Genomic DNA, 21,928 nt, shown 5'->3' with positions numbered 1-21,928 from the left:
CCGTTTTGCTTTTTTAGTGAACCCGCTCGGGGTGGGAATAGACGCTGTGGCGCTCGCCACGCGCAAAGCCGATCAGGGTCAGGCCGGCGGCCTGCGCGACGCGCACCGCCATGCCGGTCGGCGCCGAAACCGCCGCCACCACCGCGATGCCGACCGCCGCCGACTTCTGCACGATCTCGTAGCTCGCGCGGCTGGTCATGAACAGGAAACCGTCGTTGAAGGAACGATGCTGCGCCGCGATGGCGCCGATGAGCTTGTCGAGCGCGTTGTGCCGGCCGACATCCTCGCGCACGAGCTCCACGCGGCCGTCGAACCCGCACCAGGCGGCGGCATGCACGGCGCCGGTGAGGTCGAACAGATGCTGGCGCGACTGGAGTTCTGCCTGGGCGCGCTGCAGGGCGCCCGCATCGAGCATTCCCGTCGCGCCGACTTTTGCGATCGGACGACAGGCGAGCTGATCGAGGCTTTCGACGCCGCAGATGCCGCACCCCGTGCGCCCCGTCATGGCACGACGGCGCGCCCGCAGCTGGGCGAAGCGCTCGCCCGCCAACTGCATCTGCACCTCGGTGCCGTGAGCGTGTTCGACGACCTCGATGTCGAGGATCTCGCGGGCGTTGCCGGCGATGCCCTCGCTCAGGCTGAACCCGAGCGCGAAGTCCTCCAGGTCCTGCGGCGTGGCCATCATCACGGCATGCGAAAAACCGTTGTACACCAGCGCGACCGGCACTTCCTCGGCAACGGAATCCGCGGCGCGGACCGCAGCACCGTCGGTCCACCGGTCCACGTCGTACATTCCGTGAGCATCCGCCATCGAAACCGCATCGTGCCGCATCGTCCACCTCGCAAACCGGATTTGTGTCGCCTGCCGATACCGACGTCCCCGCCTTCCGACGTCTTGCGTTCACGATACAAACTGATCGCTATATGGTCAAGATTTTTGTATCGCTTTTTTCCTCATTGTTTGATTTTCATCAATAACTCAAAATACCCCCGCCGGCTCTTGCGACGCCCTCCGCCGCGCGTTCATTTCCCGCGCTTCCGACATGGCGTTAGAATCGACCGACCCCAACACGAACGCGTCCTGCGGACATACAAAATAGCGGTGCAAAAACAATGAAAAGCCGTTTCCTCGAACAGTGGATCAGCGACTATCTGGCCGAGCGCCGGGTGCGCGCGAACTCGCTGATCATTACCGTGTACGGCGATTTCATCGCGCCGCACGGCGGCACCGTCTGGCTCGGCAGCTTCATCCGGCTGGTCGAGCCGCTGGGCCTGAACGAGCGCATGGTGCGCACCAGCGTGTATCGCCTGTCGCAGGACAACTGGCTGGAATCCGAGCAGATCGGGCGCAAGAGCTACTACAGCCTCACGGCGTCCGGCCGCCGGCGCTTCGAGCACGCCTATCGCCGCATCTATGACACGCCGCAGGAAAGCTGGAACGGGGAATGGCAGCTGGTCGTGCTCCCCTCCACGCTGGGCTCGCCGGAGCGCGACACGCTGCGCAAGGAGCTGTCGTGGGCGGGCTACGGCAACGTCGCACCGGGCGTGATGGGACACCCGTCGACCGACACCGCGACACTGATGGAAATCCTCCAGGACACCGGCACCCAGGACAAGGTCGTGCCGCTGCAGGCGGCGACGCTGGGTGCGCTATCGACGCGGCCCTTGCAGGATCTGGCGCGCGAGTGCTGGAACCTCGACGAGATCGAGGCGACGTACCGGGAGTTCTCGGAGCGCATGCGCCCGGTGTTGCGCTCGCTGCGCAGCACCCGCAACCTCGACCCGGAACAGTGCTTCCTGATCCAGACGCTGACGATGCACGAATTCCGCCGTGCGCTGCTGCACGACCCGCAGCTGCCGGCGCAACTGATGCCGCGCGACTGGAGCGGCACCGCGGCGCGTGCGCTGTCGCGCGCCATCTACCGCATCACCTGGCGTCACGCGCAGCAGCACCTGATGGCGGTATGCGAAACACCCAGCGGGCCGTTGCCGAACGCTGCGCCCTACTACTACGAACGCTTCGGCGGCCTCGAAGCGGAATCTCCCGAGCAGGAACTGGCCGAGAACTGAGCGCGACAGGAGCGGCCCTGCTCACCCACTGCGGCATCCCGGTCCTCGTCTACCGTAGCCGCCTCGGCGATCCGCCTCAATGGCCGGGTGCAGAGGCGCGCAAACGTGCTACATGCCGGCCATGGAGGAGGTAGAACGCGCCCATGCACAGGACGGCGAGCGCCGCCATCGCCCAATACAGGTTGCGGTAGCCGATCTGCGAAATCACGAAGCCCAGGAGATAGGGGCCAAAACCGAGACTGGCATCCAGAAAGATGAAGAAGGTCGATGTCGCCAGACCCATGCGCTGGGGCGCCACCACCTTGACGGCGACCGCGTAGAACGCAGACTGGAGATTGCCGAATCCCAGGCCGATCAAGGCCGCCGCCACCAACAGCATTGCCGCGCTGTGCGCGTTGGCCAGCAGGGCGAGCCCGAGCGCGAGGAGCACGCAGCACGGCAGGACAACGACGTTCGAACCCTTCCGGTCCAGCAGGCGCCCGGTGAGCGGGCGAGAGCACAACACCACCGCCGAATACACGATGAAGAAGAAACTCGCCGCCGTCACGAGGTCGAGTTCGACCGCGTAAACGTTGATGAAGGCCAGCACGCTCGCGTAGCACAGCCCTGCGAGGAACGTCACCACGGCAACCGGAATCGCGCGGCGCTCGAGCAGGCGGCCGAACGAGAACTCGAATCCACGGATTTCCCTGTGCGCAGCGTCGAGCTCGGGCACCCGCAGAAAGGTGGCCGCCAGCAGGCCGAGGACCGCCACGGCGACGCAGGTCGCGAATATCCACTCGAAGCTCGCATGCTGCAGCAGCCATAGGCCGAGGAAGGGTCCGATCGCCGACGACAGCGTCGTGCTGAGACTGAAGTGGCCGATGCCTTCGGCCTTGCGGTCCGGCGGGATGATATGCGCCACCGCAGTACCGGCGGCCGTGCTGCCCACGCCCAACGCCACCCCGTGCAGGAAGCGCACCAGGATCAGCGTCGACACGGAATCGCTCAGGAAATACAGGCAGGTGGTGAGCGCAAAAGCCGCCGTACCGACGATAAGGGTCTTCTTCCTGCCGATGACGTCGATGAGCTGGCCGATGACCAGCCGCCCCGACAGGGTGCCGATGACGAAGATGCCGGCGACCAGGCCGGCCTCGCTCAGCGAGGAGCCGTATGCCTCGATGGCATACGCGCCGACCACGACGATCAGCATGTAAAAGACCAGGGCGAGAAAGAAGTTCACACCCGCGACGATCAGGAAGTCGCGGGTCCACAGCGGTGACGATTGCATGTTGGGGAGGATCGGGATTGTTTTTTTGGGATTGTTATTTGAGATTGCCGAGCAGCTGCCTGAAGACGGCGGCCGTCTGCTCCAGCGCACGGACGTCGATTCCGGCGGTGACGCCTTGCTCCAGCGCAGTGATCTTCACGCGGCACTCGGAATAGACGCGCTGCCCCTGCTCCGTCAGCGCGACCGACTTCTCGCGCCGGTCGTTGCCCGGAACACAGCTCAGATACCCCAATTCCTCCAGACGCTGCACCCTGCGGGTAACGCCAGGTTTCTCGATGCCGTAGTACTGGGAAATCTCGACGAGCGAGGCGTGCGCATGCTCCTGGGCGTAGAGCATCACTTGCCACAGGGAGTACGAGAGTTCGTGAGGCTGGAGGAGTTGGTTCAGCGCCTGGATCAGGGGCCGATAGACAGACAGGTAAGACCTGAAGAATCCTTGCATCGCGCCGTATGATTGCCTTGATTAACAGTTAACCAGAGCAACTATATGACCGAACGGCGCATCGGTCAATCGGGCAGACAGGAAGAATATCCTTCGGAAAAGACACCGTTGCGGAGCTGACGTGGCAGAGCCCTCGGCCTCCGCGCGGCCGAGGGCGCCTTCGATTTTCCGCGATACGCTCTACGCGCGGGGCTTCACGCCGCCCGCGCCACGATCGCATCGACCGGACAGACCTCCTTGCACTGCGGCGTGTCGTAGTGGCCTTCGCATTCGGTGCATTTGGCGGCGTCGATGACGAAGATGTCGCCCCCTGCCGCAATCGCCTCGTTCGGGCATTCCGGCACGCACACGTCACAGGTGATGCAGTCGTCGATGATTTGCAGCGCCATTTGTTGATCTCCGCTTTGTTTTAGAAATGATTGTCTCTGATGGGGTTGGGGGTGCGCCCGATGGGATCGCACCCCGCGCTGATCGCCGTCACAGCGCGAAATCGGCTTCCAGATCGGCCACCGCCGCCGCGCCCTTCGCCTCGGGCTGGTAGGCGGGGCGGTCGCCCTTGTACAGCACCTTGCCGACGTTGAAGCCGTCGTCGGTCATCAGCCGGCGCGCGGCGCGGGCGGCGTCGTCGGTGACATCCACCGCCGCGGTGCGCACCATGTGCTTCCACTCGAGCTGCTCGGGGCGGAAGGTCACGCACGGGCTCAGCACCTGCACCATCGAGAAGCCCGGGTGCCGGATCGCCTGCGTGATGATGTCGGCGACGTTATTGGGGTCGCTGCTCGAGCAGCGCGCGATGAAGTTCGCCCCGGCGGCGAGCGCGACCACGAGCGGGTGGAAGGATTCGATGCCCGCGCCGTCGGGGGTGAGCTTGCTGCCTTCCCAGTCCGGGTCGGTGGTGGGCGAGGCCTGGCCCTTGGTCATGCCGTAGACCTGGTTGTCCATGACGATGTAGGTGAGGTCGACGTTCCTGCGGCAGGCGTGCAGGAAGTGGTTGCCGCCGATCGAGAAGCCGTCGCCGTCGCCGCCCGTCACCAGCACGGTGAGGTCGGGGCGAGCGATCTTCAGGCCCGTGGCGACCGGCAGCGCCCGTCCATGCACGCCGTGGAAGCCGTACACGCTGGTGTAGGCCGGGATGCGCGAGGAGCAGCCGATGCCCGACACGACGGCGACGTTCTCCGGCGCGAGCTGCAGTGAGGCGAGCGCGCGCGTGATCGCGGCGAGCACCGAGTAGTCGCCGCAGCCGGGGCACCAGATCGGCTTGACCTCCGACTTGTAGTCCTTGGCGGTGTAGTCCCGCTGCTTTACACAGGCATCCATGCTCAGCTCCACTGGGTGATGTGTTCGACGATGGCGCCGGGGCGAACCGCCAGCGGGCCGGGATGGTGCAGCGCCTTGACCTGGCGCGGCAGGTCGTACTGCGCGCGCAGGTAGCGGTGGAACTGCCCGCTGTGCGATTGCTCGACGACGAGCACACGTTCGACGCCTTTGAGCGCCTCGGCGAACTTCTCCGGCTGCACCGGGGAGATCAGGCGCACGGCGACGAGTTTCACCGCGTGGCCGGCGGCGCGCAGGCGCTCGAGCGCTTCGCGCGCCGGGCCGGCACTCGAGCCCCAGGTGAGGATGGCGGTGTCGGCGTCTTCGTCGCCGGTGATGTCGGCCCAGTGGTCGCCGTAGTTGTAGCCGGTGAGCTTCCTCAGGCGTTTGTCGAGCTGGGCCTGGTGGTCGGAGGCTTGCGACGAGGGGGTGCCGGTCTCGTTGTGTTCGAGGCCGTCGGCTGTGTAGGTGTAGCCGGCCATGCCGGGGATGGCCATCGGCGACACACCCGAGGCGGTGTTGGCGTAGCGCTTGTACTGCACGCCTTCGGCAAGGGCGGCGGGCTTCTCGCGCTGGCCGATGAAGCTGACCGCGGCCGAGCGCGGCATCACCGCGCGCGCCTGGCCCATCGCCTGGTCGGTGAGCACGATCGCGGCAGTCTGCAGGCTTTCGGCGAGATGCACCGCCCACTGGGTCGTGAACAGGCAGTCGGCGACCGAGGTCGGCGCGAGCACGAGGTGCGGGGCGTCGCCATGCAGGCCATACACGGCGATGTTGAGGTCGGCCTGTTCGGATTTCGTCGCGATGCCGGTCGAGGGGCCGACGCGCATGACGTCGATGACGACGATGGGCACTTCGGCGGCCACCGCAAGACCGAGCGATTCGGTCATCAGCGCGAGACCCGGGCCGGAGGTGGCCGTCAGGGACGGGACGCCGCCGTAGGACCCGCCGATGATCTGATTGATCGACGCCAGCTCGTCCTCGGCCTGCACGAGCACGCCACCCACCTTGGGCAGCGCCGGGGCGAGCCATTCGAGCACTTCGGTGGCCGGCGTGATCGGGTAGGCGGCGACGAAGCGCACGCCGCCGCGCAGCGCGCCCATGCCGGTGGCTTCGTTGCCGGTGATGCTCCAGCGCTCGCTGGTGTCGGCCTGGGTGGCGGGGAGTCTGGGCACTGCGGGGAAGTCCGCGGCCGCTTCGACGCCGGCGCGGAAGGCAGCGAGGCTCGCGGCGATCGCCGCTTCGCCCTTGCGCTTCAAGGTGTCGCGCAGCACACCGACGACAACGTCTTCGGTGAGGCCGATCATGCCGGCGATGGCGCCGAAGGCGACCATGTTGGGGCGCCCGTCGGGAACTGTCTTCGCGAGCGCCTTCATCGGCAGCGCGATCTGCTGTGCGCCGCTGCGGGTAAATACTTCGGGGGTCTCGCCTTCGCCGGGATCGCCGATGATCAGGCTCTCCGGCCCGAGCGGGATCTCGGCGGCGAAGCGGCCGACGTTCTGCCAGTCGACGCCGACCAGCAGGTGGAAGCGGTCGTCATGCGAGGCGAGCGGCTCGGTGCCCAGCCGGATCATCACCGCCGCTTCGCCGCCGCGAATCTGCGGGCCCGACGAGCGCGTCATGTACGCGTACCAGCCGGCGCGCGCCGCCGCCTCCAGCAGCAGGCTGCCCGCGGTCACCACCCCCGCCCCGCCGCTGCCTGCCATCACCAGTGAAACTGTCTGTCCGCCCATCCGACCCTCCGTCTGCGACGACTGGAACTGGCACGTAGACCACGCACCCCGATGAGCAAACTCTACCGATCGCATTGCTTCCTGTCAAATTGTTTGTCTTCCACTATTTTTATCAACGTTTGGACGGCATACTTGGGAGACCCAACGTTTTGTTTTTCCCCTATTCATTCCATGACACAAAAAAAACCAACGGAAAAGAAAGGTCTCGACTTCGGCATGCTGCCCGGCCTGGCCGGCTACCAGCTGCGTCTCGCGCAGATCGCGATCTTCCGTGACTTTTCCGAAGGACTTGGCGAATTCGACGTCACCCCCGGCCTGTTCGGCATCCTCGTGATCATCGAGGCCAACTCCGGACTCAAGCAGACCGAGCTCGCCCGCGCCGCCCACCTCGACCGCTCGACGGTCGTCTCCGTCATCGACAACCTCGAACGCCGCGGTCTGGTCGAGCGCCGGCCGGCCGAGAACGACCGCCGCTCGAACTCCCTCGTACTCACGACCGACGGCGTGGCGCTGCTGAAGAAGCTCAAGCGGCGCGTGCAGGAACATGAAAAGCGGCTCGTCGAACATCTCAGCGAAGACGAACGCTCCACCCTCGTGAGCCTGCTGCAGAAGATCTTTCCGGAACACCGGTGAGCGACGCACAACCCGGAAACCCGCTTCACGGCGTCACGCTGGAAGCCATGCTGACCCGCCTGGTGGAGCACTATGGCTGGGACTCGCTGGGCGAACACATTGCCATCCGCTGCTTCACGCATGAGCCCAGCATTCCTTCCAGCCTCAAGTTCCTGCGGCGCACGCCGTGGGCGCGCGAGAAGGTGGAGTCGCTGTACCTGTACATGCTGCGCACGCAGGCAAGGAATACGAAATGACCTACGAAGAACATCTCGATGAAGTCACGACGCTGATCACCGAGAAATACAACGTCGAGGACCAGGCCGCCATCGACATGGTGATGCGCGCCCAGGCGGACGATTTCTTCACGCTTCACGACGACGATCCGTCGATCTGCACTCTCGACCGCGCCCACGCCGACGCGCGCGCCGTTTACCAGAAATATCGCTGAGGAGAAGCACACGATGTCGCAGCATTCCGCCGCGATCGAATGGTCGCGCGCCCCCGATCCGGGCGACCCCAAGACCTATTCGCGCAACCACCTCGCCACCCTTGCCGGCGGGCAAGAGGTGAAAATGTCGTCGTCGCCGGACTTCCTCGGCGACCCGCTGCGCGCCGACCCCGAGCAGATGGTCGTCAGCGCCCTTGCAAGCTGCCACATGCTGTTCTTCCTCGCGCTCGCGGACGTGAAGGGTTTCCCGGTAGCGCATTACAGCGACAATCCGGTCGGCCACCTCGAGAAGACCGAAAAGGGCCTCGCGATCACGCGCATCGTGTTGTCGCCGCGCGTCGATTTCGTCGACAAGCAGCCCGATGCCGACACGCTCGCCGCGATCCACGCCAGCGCCCACAAACGCTGCTTCATTGCCAACTCGCTCACCGCCAAGGTCGAGCTGGACCTCGGCTGATCATGGCCCGGTCGCTCCCTCCCCCATTCAAAGGGGAGGAACAGGCGGCCCGAGCAGAGCTCATGTAGGTGTTTGCCGCGTCAATTGCCGTAATGCCCGCGCAGGAATCCGGTACGCGCGGCATGCGCCGGGCAAGGCGCGCGATCTGTGCTATAGCGGAACATCGACCAGCCGGGAGCCGAAGATGTCACTGCTGCGCTGTCTTGCCGCGGCCCTTGCCCTCTTGTCGCAGATCCTGCCATCGACCGTTCACGCGGCCGACGCTGCACTGGTCGAAGCGCTGCGCACGGGCGGCTACGTGCTCTACTTCCGCCATGCCCAGACGGACCGGACGCAATCGGACCGATCGAAGGATGCGGGCTGGGCAAGCTGTGCGCCGGCACGCATGCGGCAGCTTTCGGAGGCCGGTCGCGAAACGGCCCGCCAGGTCGGGGACGCGCTGCGGCGACTGAAGATTCCGGTCGGGCAGGTCCTCGCGAGCGAGTTCTGCCGCACGCAGGAAACCGCCCGATTGCTCGGACTGGGCGAGGTCGCCGTCACGCGCGCGTTGATCAACGAGACCCACGCCGAGCATGCCGGCGGAACCGCCGCGCTGCGCGACGCCGCGAAGCGGCTGATGGCCACCCCGCCGCCGAAAGGAACCAACACCGTACTGGTCGCGCATGGAAACGTGTTCATGCTGGTCTCCGACCGGCGGCCGGTGGAGGCCGGCGCGGCGGTGCTGCGCCCGGACGGCCGCGGCGGATTCGAGGTCGTCGCGCACGTGGGGCCGGACGAGTGGATCCGGCTGGCGCAAGAACGATGAGCAACCGAAGGAGGACGGGCGATGCGCTGGATGAACTCGATCGGGGCCCTGCTCTTCGTCGCGGCGACCGTCGCGAGCGCAAGTGACGTTCGGGTCGAGCGCTTTGCAGTCCCGGCGGGCGCGCACCCGCACGACGTTGCGCCCGCTCCCGAACCGGGCGGACCGGTGTGGTACACCGCCCAGCGTCAGGGCGCGCTCGGCGTCCTCGATCCCGCCACCGGCAAGACGCGCCACATCCCGCTCGGCCGCGGCTCCGCACCGCATGGCGTGATCGTCGGCCCGGACGGCGCGCCGTGGATCACCGACAGCGGACTCAACGCGATCGTCCGCGTCGATCCCAGAACCTTCGAAGTCACGCGCTATCCGCTGCCCGAGGGCGCCTACGCGAACCTCAACACCGCCGCCTTCGACGGCAGGGGCATCTTGTGGTTCACCGGCCAGTCGGGCATCTACGGCAGGCTCGACCCGAAGACCGGCGCGGTGCAGGTGTTCGACGCCCCGCGCGGGCGCGGCCCCTACGGCATCGCCAGCACGCCCGGCGGCGAGATCTACTACGCCTCGCTCGCCGGCAGCCATATCGCGCGCATCGACAGCGCGAGCGGCAAGGCCGAAGTCATCGAGCCGCCGACGCCCAACCAGGGCGCCCGCCGGGTGTGGTCCGATTCCAAGGGCCGGGTCTGGGTCAGCGAGTGGCAGTCGGGGCAGCTCTCACGCTTCGACCCGAAGACCAATGAATGGCGCGCATGGCGGGTTCCGGGCGAGGGCTCCAAACCCTACGCCGTGTATGTCGACGAGCGCGACCACGTGTGGATCAGCGACTTCGGCGCGAACGCGATGCACCGCTTCGACCCGGCAAACGAGCGCTTCGAGTCCTTCCCCTCGCCCGAATCGAACGCCGCGGTCCGCCAGATCCTCGGCCGGAAGGGTGAGGTGTGGGCGCCGGAGTCCGGCACCGACCACCTCACCGTCTATCGCACCAATCAATAACCCCCGTTCGGGCTGAGCCTGTCGAAGCCCTGCAATTGCCCTTCGACAGGCTCAGGGCGAACGGAGCACCTGATTGCCGCCTCGATAGCCACTCAGAACGGCAACACCAGCTTGAACAACGCCTTGTCGCCGCGGAAGCGGTTCTCGGCCTCGGTCTCGTGCTGCCACTGCGCGATAAACATCGTGCCGCTCTTGTTCGTGTAGCTCACGCTCGGGCCGATCGCGAACACCTCGCCCTTGCGGCCGCGCGACCATACGCCCGGCACTTCCGGCAGCGTCTCGCCTTCCAGCTTGTCGTTCTCGGTCTGCTTCAGGTAGTAGCCGGACAGGCCCACCGCCCACGGTCCGAAGTGCTTGCCGACGACGTAGTCCATGTGGAAGTCGTCGCCCGACTCGTAGTCCATCTTCGGCATGCCCGGCGCAAGGCGGAAGTCCTTGTTCTTGCGCTTGATGTTGTACATGAACTTGCCGGACACCTCCCAGCCGTCGTCGGACAGCCAGGTCGCCGCGAAGATCGGCTCGAGGCTCCAGTAGTTCGTGCCGATACTCTTCCTCGGGTCACCGGACTTGTACTTCCCCGTCGGCATGTTGATGTCCATCGCGACCGTCCAGTGCAGGTTCTTGGTATGCCACGCGATGATGATCGGGTTGAAGGTGATGTCGCCCAGCCCCGTCACGGTCTTGCCGTCACCGCCGAGCTTCACTCGCTGCTGCACCACCGGCACGACGAGGTGCATGCCCCAGTCGCCCCCGAGGATCTTCGTGTCGGTCATCTTGATGAAACGCATCGCCTCGAACCACGCGTCGACCTCGGCACCCGGCACCTTGTCGCCGTCGCCATCGCGCAACTTGCCACTGTAGTGGCCGAAGTAGTTCAGGAAATAGTTGCCCGGCGGCGGCACCGCGCCCGCGAGCCAGCCTTCGGCGCCGTTCGGGTACTGGTCGCCGCCCTCCTTCGCGACGGCACTGCCGGTGGCGAGCACTGCGAGTGCGACTGCTGCGCTGATCTGTCTCATTTTCATCTTGTCTCCTCCCTGATTATTTGCGCGGCAATGAAACATATGAACTCTGCTCGACCCCACGGTCGCCCCCTCCCCTTCAAGGGGAGGGTTGGGGTGGGGATGGGTTCAGCAGCCTCCTAGAACGGGAAAGCCCGCTTGCCCATCTGCACGGTGATCCACTTGAGTTCGGTCATCTCGTCCATCGAGTGATGACCGCCCTCGCGCCCCATGCCACTGTCCTTGACGCCGCCGAAAGGCACGTGCGGCTCGTCCATGATCGAGGCGTCGTTGATGTGCACCATCCCCGCCTCCAGCCGCAGCGACAGGTCGAACGCCTTCTGCAGGTCGTTGGTGATGAGCCCCGACGACAATCCGTAGCACGAATCGTTGGCGAGCCGCAGCGCCTCCTCGCTGTCCGCGGCGCGAATCACCGACACCGCCGGGCCGAAGCTCTCCTCGCGGAACACGACCATGTCGGGCGTCACGCCGGCGAGGATCGTCGGCTGGTAGAACGCCCCCTCGCTCCTGCCGCCCGACAGCAGCTTCGCGCCCTTCGCGACCGCGTCGGCGACGTGGCGGTCGAGCACCGCGCACTGCTTGCGGTCGATCAGCGGCCCGATCACTGTCTGCGGATCACGCGGATCACCGACCTTGAAGCCGCTGATCTTGGTTGCGAGCTTGTCGCAGAAGGCATCGAAGATCGGCGCCTCGACGATCAGGCGCGAGTTCGCCATGCACACCTGCCCCTGGTGCAGGAAGATGCCGAAAGCCGCCGCATTCACCGCGTAATCGATGTCCGCGTCCTTCAGCACGATCAGCGGGCTCTTGCCGCCGAGCTCCAGCGTGATGCGCTTGAAGTGCCGACCGGCTTCCGCCGACAGCTCGCGGCCGACCTCGGTCGAGCCGGTGAAGGTGATCATGCGCACGCGCGGATCGGCGACGAACTTGTTGCCCAGCACCGAGCCCTGCACCGGCACGACGTTGAGCACGCCTTTCGGCAGCCCCGCCGCCTCGAAGATCTCGGCGATCTTCAGGCTCGTGACCGGCGTATAGGTCGCGGGTTTCAACACGAAAGTGTTGCCCGCCGCAAGCGCCAGCGCGACCTTCTTCGTCGCGAGCAGGAAGGGGAAGTTGAACGGCGCGATGCCGGCGATGACCCCCAGCGGGCGGCGCACGCTCATCGAGAACACGCCGGGGCTGTCGGACGGCATCGTCTCGCCGGTGATGCGGCGGCACTCGCCCGCGGCGCTGCGCAGCAGATTGACGACGAAGGACGCCTCGAACATCGCCTTGCCGAAGGTCGAGCCGGCCTCGTCCATCAGCACGTCGGCGACCTCCGGGATGCGCTTCTGCAACTCGTCGGCCGCGCGCAGCAGGATCGCCTCGCGCTCGTTGGCGAGCGTGTTGCCCCAGCTTTCGCGCGCGCGGTAGGCGGCGGCGATCGCCCGCTCAAGGTCCGCGGCGGACGCCTGATGCACCCTCCCCCACACTTCACCGGTCGCCGGGTTGATGTCGTCCAGGATCGTCTCGGTCGACGACGCCACCCATTCCCCGTCGATGAACAGCTTGTATTCCTTCATGTCTCCCCCTTAAAGGCTGATGCCGCACCGTCCCGGCGCGATGATGTTGTTGGGGTCGAGCGCCTTCTTCAGGCGCTTCTCGACGTCGCGCTTCACCGGCCCGTAGGTCGCGGCAACCTTCTCCGCGAAGGCGGTGTTCGCGCGGTACATGCCGTAGCCTTCCTTGGCGAAGGTATGCAGCAGCTCGTCGTAGCACGCATACGCCTTCTCCATCTCCTCCGGCTTCGAGCGGTCGTAGAGCAGGTCGATGACGTGGTGCATGTCGCGCCAGCCGACGATGAATTCGCCCACGTAGTCGAAGCCGTACTTGGCGAGGATGGTCTTCGCCATCTGCATCTGCTTGAGCGTCTCGGCACCCTTCGCCTGCGACACCGGCGCGAACCAGATCGAGCCGCCGCCGCCGCGCCAGTTGTAGAGGCCGAACTCACCGAGGTTGGGCTTGCCCTTCATCAGGTCGAAGCGGTACTGCAGCGCCTGGCTGCCCTTCGAAGCTTCCTGCGTGATGATCTTGCCGCCGGTACCCGCCGCCACCGCCTCGATGATCTTCCAGTTGGCGTCGTTGGTTTCCTTCGTGCCGTACAGGCCCGCATATACGTTCCACGCGCCGATGCTGTGGTCGGCCTGGATCTTTTTCACGGCTTCATCGGGGATCGCACCCGGCCCGGTGTAATAGTCCGCGCGCTTCACCGGCGTGCACGGCGCCTCCCACAGCGTGTGCGCGATCACCACCGCGTTCGGGATCACCATCGCGATGCGCAGCGGACGCAGCGCCTCGACGATCTTGGTGATGTCGGCCTCGTTCGGATACTGGATGCAGAACGGGCGGAAATCCGGCGGCGCGGGCATCAGCCACATGCCCATCTTGGTCACGACGCCGTAGTTCGACTGCGTGAACATGCCGTCGAGCGTCGGCCCGTAGCCCCACTTGAACACCTGCCAGGTGTTGGAGTTCTCCATCGCCCCCATGCCGGTGCGCAGCACCTGCCCGTCCGCCAGCACCACCTCCATGCCGCACGAGAACATGAAGTGCTCGCCATACGGCGTGTAGCCGACGCCGCGGTCCACCATGTTGCCCACCGGCCCCGCGATCGCCGACGGGGCCGGACACGAGAACCACAGCGGCAGCTTGTGCTCCTGCAGGTAGTCGTAGAGCTGCTGATAGGTCACGCCGGGCTCCACCAGCGCCGTGCACAGCTCCGGGTCCACCTCGATGATCCGGTTCATGCGCCGCAGGTCCATCACGATCTGCCCGCGCTGCACCGGCGCCGCGGAACCGTAGCCGAGGTTCTTGCCGGTCGAGATGGGATAGACCGGGACGCGGTACTTGTTCGCCACCTTCATGATGCGCTGGATCTGCTCGACGCCATCCGGCATCACCGACGCCGACAGCTCGTGCTGCTCGTCCGGCACCGGCATCATGATCTTGCGATACGGTGCGAGCTTGTCCTCGTCGACCAGCACGTGCTCGTCACCCACGATGGCCCTGATCTCGCGCACCACCTTGTCGAAATCGGCCGCACTCACGCCTTTCGGCAGCGCCTTGCTCTTCGAAACCATTCGATTGTCTCCGTTGTATTTGTATCTGCCGCGCAGGGCGTCAGGTGTTGATCGCGAACGAGACCAGGCTCGCCCTGCCCACACGGCGGTGGGTATCCATCACGAGCCCCGCGCCACGCGCCGCGGCGATCTGCTGGAAGATCAGCGCCGATGCGTCATCCATCACCCCGATCACGCGCGCCCCCGCGGCCCTGTCGAGGATCTCCGTGATGCCTGCATAGGTACCGAGCTGCCGGGCATCCACCGCAACGGGGCTGGCCCCCACGCCCGCGGCAATCCCGCGCGCAATCGCCATCGCCTGCGGCAGGTCGCCCTGCGCGAGCAGCATCACGCCCTGCCGCGCTTCCGTCGGAAGCGCCGACACCTCCGCCAGGGCCGCCACCGGCGCCAGACCCAGCGCTCCGCCCCCCGCCATGCCTTTCAGGAAGTTCCGCCTGTCCATGATCCGGTCACTCCCGCGCCAGCACAGCGCCAGTGCTGATCCGGCGCGCGACATCCGCCAGCGTCGCATCGTCGATCTCGGTCGGGCGGAATGCCGGCATCGCCCGGTTGCCCATACGCACGACACGCTGGATGTACTCGGGCGGCAGGCTGCGCCCCTTCAGCACCGGCCCGACGTTCGCCTCGTGACAGTGGCCACACACCTTCTGGTACAGCTCCGCCCCGTCACGCCACTGTCCCGCGCCCGCACTTCCCGCCGCGGTCACCAACGCCAACACCCCCAGGCACCCGGCCCACGCTCTCGTTCGCATCTTTTGCGCCCCTTCTGATTGTTTGACTTCAAACATCTCCGACCAGAGCACAGCAAGAGCGATGCCTGCTTTCGCGTTACGCGCTTTTCTTACTTATTTACAGGCACTTGCAGCACGCAATGGAGGAAAACGCCCGCCTAAAATGAAACGGGGCGGTGTCTGAAATACAGACAGCGCCCCACCGCAAACAGCCCCGCGCGCCTCGCCCCACCATGCGCGACGCGACAGTACCGTGCGATTCGCAAATTCAGACACTGTCTGAATTTGCGACACTCGCAGCGCTCACCCCGTCAAGTCGAGCGGACTCCGCACACCGCGCCCTCCCCGGTTCAGGACGTGGGTGTAAATCATCGTCGTCGACACCTCCGCATGTCCGAGCAACTCCTGCACCGTGCGGATGTCGTAGCCGGCCTCGAGCACGTGAGTGGCAAAGGAGTGCCGCAGCGTGTGCGGACTCACCGGCTTCACGATCCCGGCGCGCGCGGCGGCCGCCTTCACCGCCCGTTGCACCCGCTTCTCATCGACGTGATGACGCCGCACCGCCCCCGAACGCGGATCCACCGACAGCCCCGCCGCCGGAAACACGTATTGCCAGCCCAACGAAGTCGCAGCCGCGGGATATTTCGTCGCCAAGGCTTGCGGCAACCACACATCCCCCCGGCCCGCCTTCAACTCCGCCGCGTGAAGCGCACGCACCACAGAAACCTGCGCGCGCAAGCGCTCGATCAGGCTCCCCGGCAACATTGTCACGCGATCCTTGTCGCCCTTCCCCTCCCGCACCACGATCTCGCCGCGCCCAAAGTCGACGTCCTTCACCCGCAAGCGCAGCCCTTCGAGCAAACGCATGCCCGTCCCGTACAACAGCGAGACGATCAACCCCAGCAAAGGGTCATCCACCGCCGCAATCAATCGCTGCACTTCCTCGCGCGACATCACCGAAGGCAAGCGCGCCGGCCGCTTCGCCCGCGTCACCTCATCCAGCCACGGCAAGGGCTCCTCCAGCACCTCCCGGTAAAGGAACAGGATCGCCGACAACGCCTGCCCCTGCGTCGCCGCACTCACGTCGCGCTCGACGGCGAGAGAGGTCAAAAAAGCCTCGACCTCCCGCTTTCCCATGTCCTTCGGATGGCGCCGACCATGATGAATAATGTATCTTTTGATCCAACCAACATACGCCTGCTCCGTGCGCAGGCTGTAGTGCATGAGGCGCAGCCGATCCCGAACAAGATCGAGCAAGCGCGGCGCAGTCGAACCGGCAGAAGGAAAATCTTGATCCATGTTATCGGACAGTATGCTGTATGGATATACACATCATACCTGCTAGACCAATGACTTGCCAGCCGTTGCCGGTTTATCCGCCATGTCCAATAACACTTTTACGCCGACACTTGGTGTCGACCATACGTTCCCCAACATCGAACGCTACGCCGACAAAACTTACTAGCATATCGCATACGACATGCGTATATACAGCGCCGAAAATCTGCTAATTTGCGGAGCGCAATTTGCGCGCACGCATAACACCGCAGGTGTTCATGCGGACACGCAAGCCGCGCTCCGGAGAAAGAGCACGCTATCTGAGCCGTATTTTTTCTTTTCTTATAGATACTTAGGTCGTTCGTGCCCGCCGCGCTCGCTGTCGGAGAACGACTCGTTAGAGGGAACACCGCTCACTACGTTCGCGGCTTCGCCCCTGGCGGGGTGTCCCTCAACTCGATCACGTTAGGCATTGCAATGCATCCACTCGACGACGCCGATCTGCACGCAGGTTTGACAGGCCTTGAGCTTGCGACTGACTCAGTCGACCTCGGGGATGGTGTTCTTCTCGCCCCTACGCATGCCAAGTTTCTGACGCCACTGACACTCGTCAATACATCTCCTCCCTCGACTGATCCACTCAAACCGAAGCCCGCGTTTTGGCAGATGGGAGCGAGCGAAAAGAACATCACGGCACAGCTGATCATTCCTCGGCATGTCGCCAAGTCTTTCGATGAGAGATTTGAACTCGCTCGATTCGCTGTTCTGGTCTTGCGCCTGTGGAGCGATCCAGGCATCGGCCTGCATGTGGTTTCGAGTCACAGATTTGAAGAACTTTGCGAGCTTCCAGGCAATGACCGCCCCTTCATGGTTCCTATTGAGACAAGGCCTCGGCACTTTCCCTTGGGGACAATTGATCCAACGAGCGTTCTCGCAAGCCTTAAATGGGTTCAAGAGAACTGGAGGGCTGCGCACAAGTTGTATTCATCGAGCACCGAGTTCCGTCTCGCTGCGGACAGTCTAGACGCAGGGCAGTTCGTGCCAAACCATGCGCTCACTCTTGTTTCGCTATGGGCTTCTCTCGAAGCAATCTTTTCGCCGTCAACAAGCGAGCTAAAGTTCCGCGTGTCCGCTCTGATTGCCGCCTACCTTGAGCCGCCGGGCGCCAAACGCCTTGAGCTTCAAAAGCAGGTCGCGTCGCTCTACGACATGCGCTCTGCTGCGGCTCACGGGAAGCCACGCCATGAGCCTGAGCACTTGCTAAAGTCATTCGAGCTTGTCCGTCGGGTTTTGCTGCGCATGATTCATGAAGCAGCCGTTCCTACCAAGGAACTTCTGGAGCGCCGCCTATTTGGCGCGGCTTGACGCAATGCCTAACCCCTCCCTAAGGGACTTCCCGTCAACCCCATCCTCTTGCAGACCGGCCGCAGGCCGATCCTGACGTCGATCACGTACTCATTTTCAGACTTCCGCGATCACGCACACGCGTGACCGGTTTTCGACTGCCGACATCGCATGGACAAAGACAGAGCAGACTGCCTTTCCCTAATCGGCCTTGTTCGGCGCGCTGGCGCCGGGGCCCTGCGATTAACCGCACCGGCTGGCCTCTATCGTTCCTCGGCGCGACCGGGGCGCGGGGATCAACCGCGACACCCTATTTGGTCGGCCATTGGGTTAGCCAGGCTCTCAGCCGGTCGGTCTGACCTGTTTGTCTATCGCGTGCGCGCAGTCATGGGAACACCTTCAAAGAACCCCGATGCTTCAGGATGCCGGTTGCTCGACCGAGTCGTGCCATTGGTGCCACGCCTCGGGGTTGTAGCCTTCGCCCTTGGCGAGCACCGCCCACAGCTGGCGGGCATGCTTGTTGGCAATGGCCACCAAAGTCTTGTGGTAACCGATGCGTCCGTTGAGCGTCACGATCCACTGCTGCAGTCGCGTGAGCGCCTCGGGCGTGTTGCGCGCCTTGCGCAAGGCGGCTGCAAGCACGCTGCGGGCGCCCTGCACGAGCAGCGTTCGCAGGTAGTCATCGCCCCGCCGGGTGATGCGGCCGAGTTTGGGTTTGCCCCCGCTGGAGTACTGGCTCGGGGTGAGTCCGAGCCAGGCGGCGAACTGGCGACCGTTGTGGAACATCGTGGCGTCGCCGACGCTGGCGACCACGGCATCGGCGGTGAGCATGCCGACGCCGGGCAACTCACGCGCGCGGCGGGCGGCGGCGTCATCGGCTTGCTGGGCGGCGATCTGGCGGTCGCACTCGGCGATGCGCAGATCGAGGGCGTCGAACTGGTCGCGCACGCCTTGAATCAGGTGGCGGATCGGCGCCGGCTGCGCGGTGTCGAATTCGTGCTCGGCGAGCTTGCGTCGCAGCCGCAGCGCACCGGTGTCGACCACCATGCCGAACTCGGCGAGCAGGCCGCGGATGCGATTCAGGAGAGCCGTGCGCTCCTCGATCCAGCCCAGCCGCAGGCTGTGCCACGCGAGCCGCTGTTGCTGGGCCTCGGTCTTGACTGGAATGAAGCGCATCCCCGGCGCGAGCAGTGCCGCGACAATCGCGGCCGCATCCGCCCGGTCGTTCTTCACCGCCTGGCGCTTGCGGTAGGGACGCACGAACTCCGCTGCCATCAGCCGCGGCTCCAGCCCCAGCGCCTGCATCGTCCGGCCCCAGCAATGCGCGCCACCGCACGCTTCCATCGCGACGATCGTGCCATGCGGCAATGTCGGCAGCCACGCCAGGAATCCCGCGCGGTTGAATTCGCGCGTCTCGACCACACGCCCTACGCCATCGGCCACGCAGGCGACGAACACGTTCTTTGCCAGATCCACCCCGACCGTCGTAGCATTCATTTGGACTTCCCCTTTCGCGTCTTCAGATTGAACTTCAGCAATTCAATCTTGGCACTTCGATGCCGTGCGGCAAAGGCCGCGGGCGGAAGTGGGAAGTCCCTTTGTAGTCCATCAAGCGGGACGCGCTAAAGCGCGCCCCTTATGTCAAACGTTGGGCTCAACAATGACGACAGCCAACGAACTCTCCGGGCTTTACTACCCGTTTTCCCGTCCTATCGACCTTGCTTCTTTGAAGCAAATGTTGCTCGTTTTCGATAGCGTGGCATTTCTTGATCCTGTCGATGACGACTCTTGGAGAGCAAAGCTTTTCGAAGGGTTAGAGCGGCAAGAGGATAAGCGGTTTGCCGCATATCAGAAGGTGCACGACAACCTCCGCCTTCTCTTTCAGGAAGGCGCAGCGCGCCGTATCGATCCAGTGAACGTAGCTGCCATAGAGAATCCGGTGACCACAGCATCAGCTCTAAGCGACTTGCTCGATGACAGCTGGACAAGAGTTGCCTCGAATCCTGGACGCTTTGGCATGCCGCATCGTTGCCTCCGCGGCGACGGAAGTGCCACGTGGCAAATTTTTCTCCCTAAGATGCCCGGGCGATTCGTCGAGTCTTTGTGTTCAGACGACTCTCTGCTTAGAGGACACCTAGTTCAACAAGGCGACGAACTCTCGTCTTGGACTTTGTCATATGAAGCAGGATCGGCGGTGTCGATTAGTGTCCATCTATCAGCCGCTGAAGAACTAGGCTTGTCGCCAGTCACAGACAGTGCAATGCACCATGAACTTTTGATTCGGAAACTCATTCGGAATCGAGAATACCCCAACGAACGGTCTCGACCAATTGATGAAAAAATTGTCATGCAACTGACTCACTCAACCGTTGCCGCGCTCATCGACGAGCTTGTACCGCGGGAGTTGCTCGAGACAATGGATATGGAGCAGATACTTCGATTTCGTGAGCAGACAAGTCCGCTGAGAAAACAGGCTATGGGCGAGATGGGCAATCGGCTCCGCATTTTGAGTAAAGTGCCCAGTACGGATGATTTTCTGGTTGCTAGCTACGAAGTCCAGCAACAAATTCGTACAGATCTACGTGGATATCGTGCGGAACTTGCGGCGACCAGAGATAAGCTGTGGCCCACGTTGGTTGGCTCCATGAATTCAAACATTGCCGCAGGAAGCGTTGCAGCTGTAGCGATGAACTTCATTGGCGGCCCTGGGTACGCGCTGGCGGCCTCAATTCTCGCAGGATCATTGGCGCTATTGAAGGGAACTCTCGATTTAAGACTAGAAAGAACGAAACTCGAAGCGTCCCGATCACCTGCGGTCACGTACTTGGCACGGGTACAGAGCCTACGATGAAGGCAAGGCGCCCAACAATGCGCTCCAGGGGACGCGCCACAAAGCGGCGCGCCCCTGAGCTAAGACGTTGGGCGCCCTTTCGGTAGTCCGACATTCAGACCAACCGTTATCCTTGTCCGGAGGACTTATGCGTAGCTACATAATTTGCATCCTTGCAGCACTCTCATTTTTGTCGATTGCAGGCTGTGCAAGTAGCGGGACGAAGATCGACCAGGCGAACATTCAAAAAATTAGGCCCGGGGCAACAACCAAGCAACAAATGCTCGAAATGTTCGGCTCACCGCTCTCGCAGTCCTACGGCACAGAAGGGAAGCTCACAATGCTCTGGCATTACGTTTACGTAGGACCATTCGGCACCGGCATGAAGCAGCAGAACTTGGCAGTGCTCTTTGACCAACAAGATAGGGTCGAAAAGTACAATCTCGTAGACAACACTGGAAATGGTGTCCGACTAGGCCAGTAATCGTGCAGCGCGCGCCCAACACTACGCTGCAGCCGACCGGTCAAAAGCTGCGCTTTTGCCCGTCGGCTGATCTTCGACGTTAGGACTTAGCAATGCAACCGCTCCCAGATTTGGTCGTTGGCGCACTGCTGGCTCTGCTTGGCGTCTTAGTTTCACAACTCGTAGCCATGTTGCAAGCGCGGCTAGAACGCCAGAACAAACGCGAGATACTTTTGCGTACCAAGTACGAGGAGCTTGGGGCTCATTTCCTTGACTCAATGAAACTTCCCCACGCTTTAATGACTTGCACAAGTACAGAAGACATTCTCGTTTTAACTCATCAGGCATCTGGTAATAACGCGCATCTTCTTGCGCTGCTCTACTTTCCGTTACTTCGACAAGCAACCGGACAGTACATCGATTCGTACTCCGCACTTTTATTGACCGCGACATCACTGCACAACCCCCAAGATAAGCGACATCTCGGCACGCAGGTTTTCGACAAACCTGAATACATTCAGGCTCGAAATAATCACCTCGCAGCCAGAGACTACTTGCAAGAACAAATTCAGGTTCATGCCCCCACGTATGCAAAGTCCTAACATGGCGCTCAACCTCGCTTCGGTCGCTGGACCCTTCGCCGGCAAGCCGGCTCGGGCCGGTTAGCAGGGTGATGCAAAAACGCGCGACACGGTGTCAACCGGGGGGGCACGGATTGATTTTCATGACGACTTCCTCGCCGGAATTGGATTTTCAATTCGGCTCGAATTGCCCAAGCGGCCACCGGCGTGTGCCGTGGAGGCCCTTTTTGCTCCGCAGTTCACGCCTTCACCCCCGAATCACTCAATTTCGCGATTCTAAGCAGGTTGTACGCCGCGCCAGAGATGAAGGCCGCCATCTGGGTCTTCGCCTGCCCGATGAATCGACTCTTGCGCATTCCACCGACCGTTTTAAGCCAGCCGAAGATTTCCTCGACCCGTTTGCGCTTGCGTTGGCTGATTCG

The 21,928-nt window shown here is 63.6% G+C and carries 24 protein-coding genes and 1 pseudogene; 11 read left to right on the top strand and 14 right to left on the bottom strand.

Going from position 1 to position 21,928, the window contains the following annotated elements; genetic code table 11:
• Positions 1–13: 13 nt before the first annotated feature.
• Positions 14–793 (bottom strand): formate dehydrogenase accessory sulfurtransferase FdhD, encoded by a 780-nt coding sequence (fdhD, locus tag BW991_RS18500; protein WP_088179634.1) that lies wholly within the window; start codon positions 791–793, stop codon positions 14–16.
• 320 nt (positions 794–1,113) lie between these two features.
• Between fdhD and paaX the strand changes: the two genes are divergently transcribed.
• Positions 1,114–2,070, top strand: a complete 957-nt coding sequence (paaX, locus tag BW991_RS18495; protein ID WP_076603601.1) for a phenylacetic acid degradation operon negative regulatory protein PaaX — start codon at positions 1,114–1,116, stop codon at positions 2,068–2,070.
• A 76-nt stretch (positions 2,071–2,146) separates the two neighbouring features.
• On the opposite strand, the gene BW991_RS18490 is transcribed toward paaX, so the two are convergent.
• The 5 genes and pseudogenes from BW991_RS18490 to BW991_RS18470 all read right to left on the bottom strand — a co-directional run bounded on the left by BW991_RS18490 (position 2,147) and on the right by BW991_RS18470 (position 6,829).
• A complete protein-coding gene (locus tag BW991_RS18490) occupies positions 2,147–3,340 on the bottom strand; it encodes an MFS transporter (RefSeq protein WP_076603600.1) in 1,194 nt (397 codons plus the stop codon).
• Between the two features lie 34 nt (positions 3,341–3,374).
• Positions 3,375–3,782: a MarR family winged helix-turn-helix transcriptional regulator gene (locus BW991_RS18485; RefSeq protein ID WP_076603599.1), complete on the bottom strand. Its 408-nt coding sequence runs from the start codon at positions 3,780–3,782 to the stop codon at positions 3,375–3,377.
• Positions 3,783–3,994: 212 nt separating this feature from the next.
• Positions 3,995–4,171 (bottom strand): annotated as a pseudogene (locus BW991_RS18480) (YfhL family 4Fe-4S dicluster ferredoxin); the annotation flags it as partial.
• 88 nt (positions 4,172–4,259) lie between these two features.
• Entirely contained in the window at positions 4,260–5,099 is an 840-nt protein-coding gene (locus tag BW991_RS18475) for a 2-oxoacid:ferredoxin oxidoreductase subunit beta (RefSeq protein ID WP_076603597.1), read from the bottom strand.
• A gap of 2 nt (positions 5,100–5,101) precedes the next feature.
• On the bottom strand, positions 5,102–6,829 hold the full coding sequence (locus tag BW991_RS18470; RefSeq protein ID WP_076603596.1) for a 2-oxoacid:acceptor oxidoreductase subunit alpha: 1,728 nt from the start codon (positions 6,827–6,829) through the stop codon (positions 5,102–5,104).
• Between the two features lie 171 nt (positions 6,830–7,000).
• Between BW991_RS18470 and BW991_RS18465 the strand changes: the two genes are divergently transcribed.
• From BW991_RS18465 to BW991_RS18440, 6 genes are all read left to right on the top strand, one after another.
• Positions 7,001–7,462, top strand: coding sequence for a MarR family winged helix-turn-helix transcriptional regulator (locus tag BW991_RS18465; RefSeq protein ID WP_076603595.1), 462 nt, complete (start codon positions 7,001–7,003; stop codon positions 7,460–7,462).
• Positions 7,459–7,698 carry a VF530 family protein gene (locus BW991_RS18460; RefSeq protein ID WP_076603594.1) on the top strand — a complete coding sequence of 80 codons (240 nt, stop codon included), beginning with the start codon at positions 7,459–7,461 and terminating at the stop codon, positions 7,696–7,698. The genes BW991_RS18465 and BW991_RS18460 overlap by 4 nt, the downstream gene beginning before the upstream one ends.
• Entirely contained in the window at positions 7,695–7,892 is a 198-nt protein-coding gene (locus tag BW991_RS18455) for a hypothetical protein (protein ID WP_018990247.1), read from the top strand. The genes BW991_RS18460 and BW991_RS18455 overlap by 4 nt, the downstream gene beginning before the upstream one ends.
• Before the next feature lie 13 nt (positions 7,893–7,905).
• Positions 7,906–8,349, top strand: coding sequence for an OsmC family protein (locus tag BW991_RS18450; protein WP_076603593.1), 444 nt, complete (start codon positions 7,906–7,908; stop codon positions 8,347–8,349).
• A 184-nt stretch (positions 8,350–8,533) separates the two neighbouring features.
• Positions 8,534–9,154, top strand: a complete 621-nt coding sequence (locus BW991_RS18445; protein WP_076603592.1) for a histidine phosphatase family protein — start codon at positions 8,534–8,536, stop codon at positions 9,152–9,154.
• Between the two features lie 21 nt (positions 9,155–9,175).
• Positions 9,176–10,141, top strand: a complete 966-nt coding sequence (locus BW991_RS18440; RefSeq protein WP_076603591.1) for a Vgb family protein — start codon at positions 9,176–9,178, stop codon at positions 10,139–10,141.
• Between the two features lie 92 nt (positions 10,142–10,233).
• On the opposite strand, the gene BW991_RS18435 is transcribed toward BW991_RS18440, so the two are convergent.
• From BW991_RS18435 to BW991_RS18410, 6 genes are all read right to left on the bottom strand, one after another.
• Positions 10,234–11,163 carry a SphA family protein gene (locus BW991_RS18435; protein ID WP_076603590.1) on the bottom strand — a complete coding sequence of 310 codons (930 nt, stop codon included), beginning with the start codon at positions 11,161–11,163 and terminating at the stop codon, positions 10,234–10,236.
• 116 nt (positions 11,164–11,279) lie between these two features.
• Positions 11,280–12,722: an aldehyde dehydrogenase family protein gene (locus BW991_RS18430; protein WP_076603589.1), complete on the bottom strand. Its 1,443-nt coding sequence runs from the start codon at positions 12,720–12,722 to the stop codon at positions 11,280–11,282.
• Between the two features lie 9 nt (positions 12,723–12,731).
• On the bottom strand, positions 12,732–14,279 hold the full coding sequence (locus BW991_RS18425) for an FAD-binding oxidoreductase (protein ID WP_076603588.1): 1,548 nt from the start codon (positions 14,277–14,279) through the stop codon (positions 12,732–12,734).
• A gap of 40 nt (positions 14,280–14,319) precedes the next feature.
• Entirely contained in the window at positions 14,320–14,721 is a 402-nt protein-coding gene (locus tag BW991_RS18420; protein ID WP_076603587.1) for a twin-arginine translocation signal domain-containing protein, read from the bottom strand.
• Between the two features lie 7 nt (positions 14,722–14,728).
• Positions 14,729–15,031: a c-type cytochrome gene (locus tag BW991_RS18415; protein WP_076603687.1), complete on the bottom strand. Its 303-nt coding sequence runs from the start codon at positions 15,029–15,031 to the stop codon at positions 14,729–14,731.
• A 282-nt stretch (positions 15,032–15,313) separates the two neighbouring features.
• Positions 15,314–16,309 (bottom strand): integron integrase, encoded by a 996-nt coding sequence (locus tag BW991_RS18410; protein ID WP_076603586.1) that lies wholly within the window; start codon positions 16,307–16,309, stop codon positions 15,314–15,316.
• Positions 16,310–16,765: 456 nt separating this feature from the next.
• Between BW991_RS18410 and BW991_RS18405 the strand changes: the two genes are divergently transcribed.
• The gene (locus tag BW991_RS18405) at positions 16,766–17,653 is read left to right on the top strand and encodes a HEPN domain-containing protein (RefSeq protein WP_076603585.1); all 888 of its coding nucleotides are present in this window, start codon (positions 16,766–16,768) and stop codon (positions 17,651–17,653) included.
• 396 nt (positions 17,654–18,049) lie between these two features.
• Here BW991_RS18405 and BW991_RS18400 read toward each other — a convergent pair whose 3' ends face one another.
• Positions 18,050–19,129: an IS110 family RNA-guided transposase gene (locus BW991_RS18400; protein ID WP_076603584.1), complete on the bottom strand. Its 1,080-nt coding sequence runs from the start codon at positions 19,127–19,129 to the stop codon at positions 18,050–18,052.
• 163 nt (positions 19,130–19,292) lie between these two features.
• Between BW991_RS18400 and BW991_RS23740 the strand changes: the two genes are divergently transcribed.
• From BW991_RS23740 to BW991_RS23735, 3 genes are all read left to right on the top strand, one after another.
• On the top strand, positions 19,293–20,483 hold the full coding sequence (locus BW991_RS23740; RefSeq protein ID WP_139335957.1) for a hypothetical protein: 1,191 nt from the start codon (positions 19,293–19,295) through the stop codon (positions 20,481–20,483).
• 127 nt (positions 20,484–20,610) lie between these two features.
• Positions 20,611–20,946 (top strand): outer membrane protein assembly factor BamE, encoded by a 336-nt coding sequence (locus tag BW991_RS18395; protein ID WP_076603583.1) that lies wholly within the window; start codon positions 20,611–20,613, stop codon positions 20,944–20,946.
• A gap of 92 nt (positions 20,947–21,038) precedes the next feature.
• On the top strand, positions 21,039–21,527 hold the full coding sequence (locus BW991_RS23735; RefSeq protein ID WP_139335956.1) for a hypothetical protein: 489 nt from the start codon (positions 21,039–21,041) through the stop codon (positions 21,525–21,527).
• A 218-nt stretch (positions 21,528–21,745) separates the two neighbouring features.
• Here the strand turns inward: BW991_RS23735 and BW991_RS18390 are convergent.
• Positions 21,746–21,928 (bottom strand): transposase (locus BW991_RS18390; RefSeq protein WP_139335914.1); only part of this gene is annotated, 183 nt, incomplete at its 5' end.

The sequence above is a fragment of the Aromatoleum tolulyticum genome, assembly GCF_900156155.1.
Classification (GTDB): Bacteria; Pseudomonadota; Gammaproteobacteria; order Burkholderiales; family Rhodocyclaceae; genus Aromatoleum; species Aromatoleum tolulyticum.
Note: the sequence above shows the minus strand (reverse complement) of the source record. Positions and strands in the feature narration are given on the sequence as shown.

Excerpts from the sequence above, each read along its gene's own strand:
- fdhD (WP_088179634.1), bottom strand. The coding sequence starts at position 793 with ATGTACGACGTGGACCGGTGGACCGACGGTGCTGCGGTCCGCGCCGCG.
- paaX (WP_076603601.1), top strand. The coding sequence starts at position 1,114 with ATGAAAAGCCGTTTCCTCGAACAGTGGATCAGCGACTATCTGGCCGAG.
- BW991_RS18490 (WP_076603600.1), bottom strand. The coding sequence starts at position 3,340 with ATGCAATCGTCACCGCTGTGGACCCGCGACTTCCTGATCGTCGCGGGT.
- BW991_RS18485 (WP_076603599.1), bottom strand. The coding sequence starts at position 3,782 with ATGCAAGGATTCTTCAGGTCTTACCTGTCTGTCTATCGGCCCCTGATC.
- BW991_RS18475 (WP_076603597.1), bottom strand. The coding sequence starts at position 5,099 with ATGGATGCCTGTGTAAAGCAGCGGGACTACACCGCCAAGGACTACAAG.
- BW991_RS18470 (WP_076603596.1), bottom strand. The coding sequence starts at position 6,829 with ATGGGCGGACAGACAGTTTCACTGGTGATGGCAGGCAGCGGCGGGGCG.
- BW991_RS18465 (WP_076603595.1), top strand. The coding sequence starts at position 7,001 with ATGACACAAAAAAAACCAACGGAAAAGAAAGGTCTCGACTTCGGCATG.
- BW991_RS18455 (WP_018990247.1), top strand. The coding sequence starts at position 7,695 with ATGACCTACGAAGAACATCTCGATGAAGTCACGACGCTGATCACCGAG.
- BW991_RS18450 (WP_076603593.1), top strand. The coding sequence starts at position 7,906 with ATGTCGCAGCATTCCGCCGCGATCGAATGGTCGCGCGCCCCCGATCCG.
- BW991_RS18445 (WP_076603592.1), top strand. The coding sequence starts at position 8,534 with ATGTCACTGCTGCGCTGTCTTGCCGCGGCCCTTGCCCTCTTGTCGCAG.
- BW991_RS18440 (WP_076603591.1), top strand. The coding sequence starts at position 9,176 with ATGCGCTGGATGAACTCGATCGGGGCCCTGCTCTTCGTCGCGGCGACC.
- BW991_RS18435 (WP_076603590.1), bottom strand. The coding sequence starts at position 11,163 with ATGAAAATGAGACAGATCAGCGCAGCAGTCGCACTCGCAGTGCTCGCC.
- BW991_RS18430 (WP_076603589.1), bottom strand. The coding sequence starts at position 12,722 with ATGAAGGAATACAAGCTGTTCATCGACGGGGAATGGGTGGCGTCGTCG.
- BW991_RS18425 (WP_076603588.1), bottom strand. The coding sequence starts at position 14,279 with ATGGTTTCGAAGAGCAAGGCGCTGCCGAAAGGCGTGAGTGCGGCCGAT.
- BW991_RS18420 (WP_076603587.1), bottom strand. The coding sequence starts at position 14,721 with ATGGACAGGCGGAACTTCCTGAAAGGCATGGCGGGGGGCGGAGCGCTG.
- BW991_RS18415 (WP_076603687.1), bottom strand. The coding sequence starts at position 15,031 with ATGCGAACGAGAGCGTGGGCCGGGTGCCTGGGGGTGTTGGCGTTGGTG.
- BW991_RS18410 (WP_076603586.1), bottom strand. The coding sequence starts at position 16,309 with ATGGATCAAGATTTTCCTTCTGCCGGTTCGACTGCGCCGCGCTTGCTC.
- BW991_RS18405 (WP_076603585.1), top strand. The coding sequence starts at position 16,766 with ATGCATCCACTCGACGACGCCGATCTGCACGCAGGTTTGACAGGCCTT.
- BW991_RS18400 (WP_076603584.1), bottom strand. The coding sequence starts at position 19,129 with ATGAATGCTACGACGGTCGGGGTGGATCTGGCAAAGAACGTGTTCGTC.
- BW991_RS23740 (WP_139335957.1), top strand. The coding sequence starts at position 19,293 with ATGACGACAGCCAACGAACTCTCCGGGCTTTACTACCCGTTTTCCCGT.
- BW991_RS18395 (WP_076603583.1), top strand. The coding sequence starts at position 20,611 with ATGCGTAGCTACATAATTTGCATCCTTGCAGCACTCTCATTTTTGTCG.
- BW991_RS23735 (WP_139335956.1), top strand. The coding sequence starts at position 21,039 with ATGCAACCGCTCCCAGATTTGGTCGTTGGCGCACTGCTGGCTCTGCTT.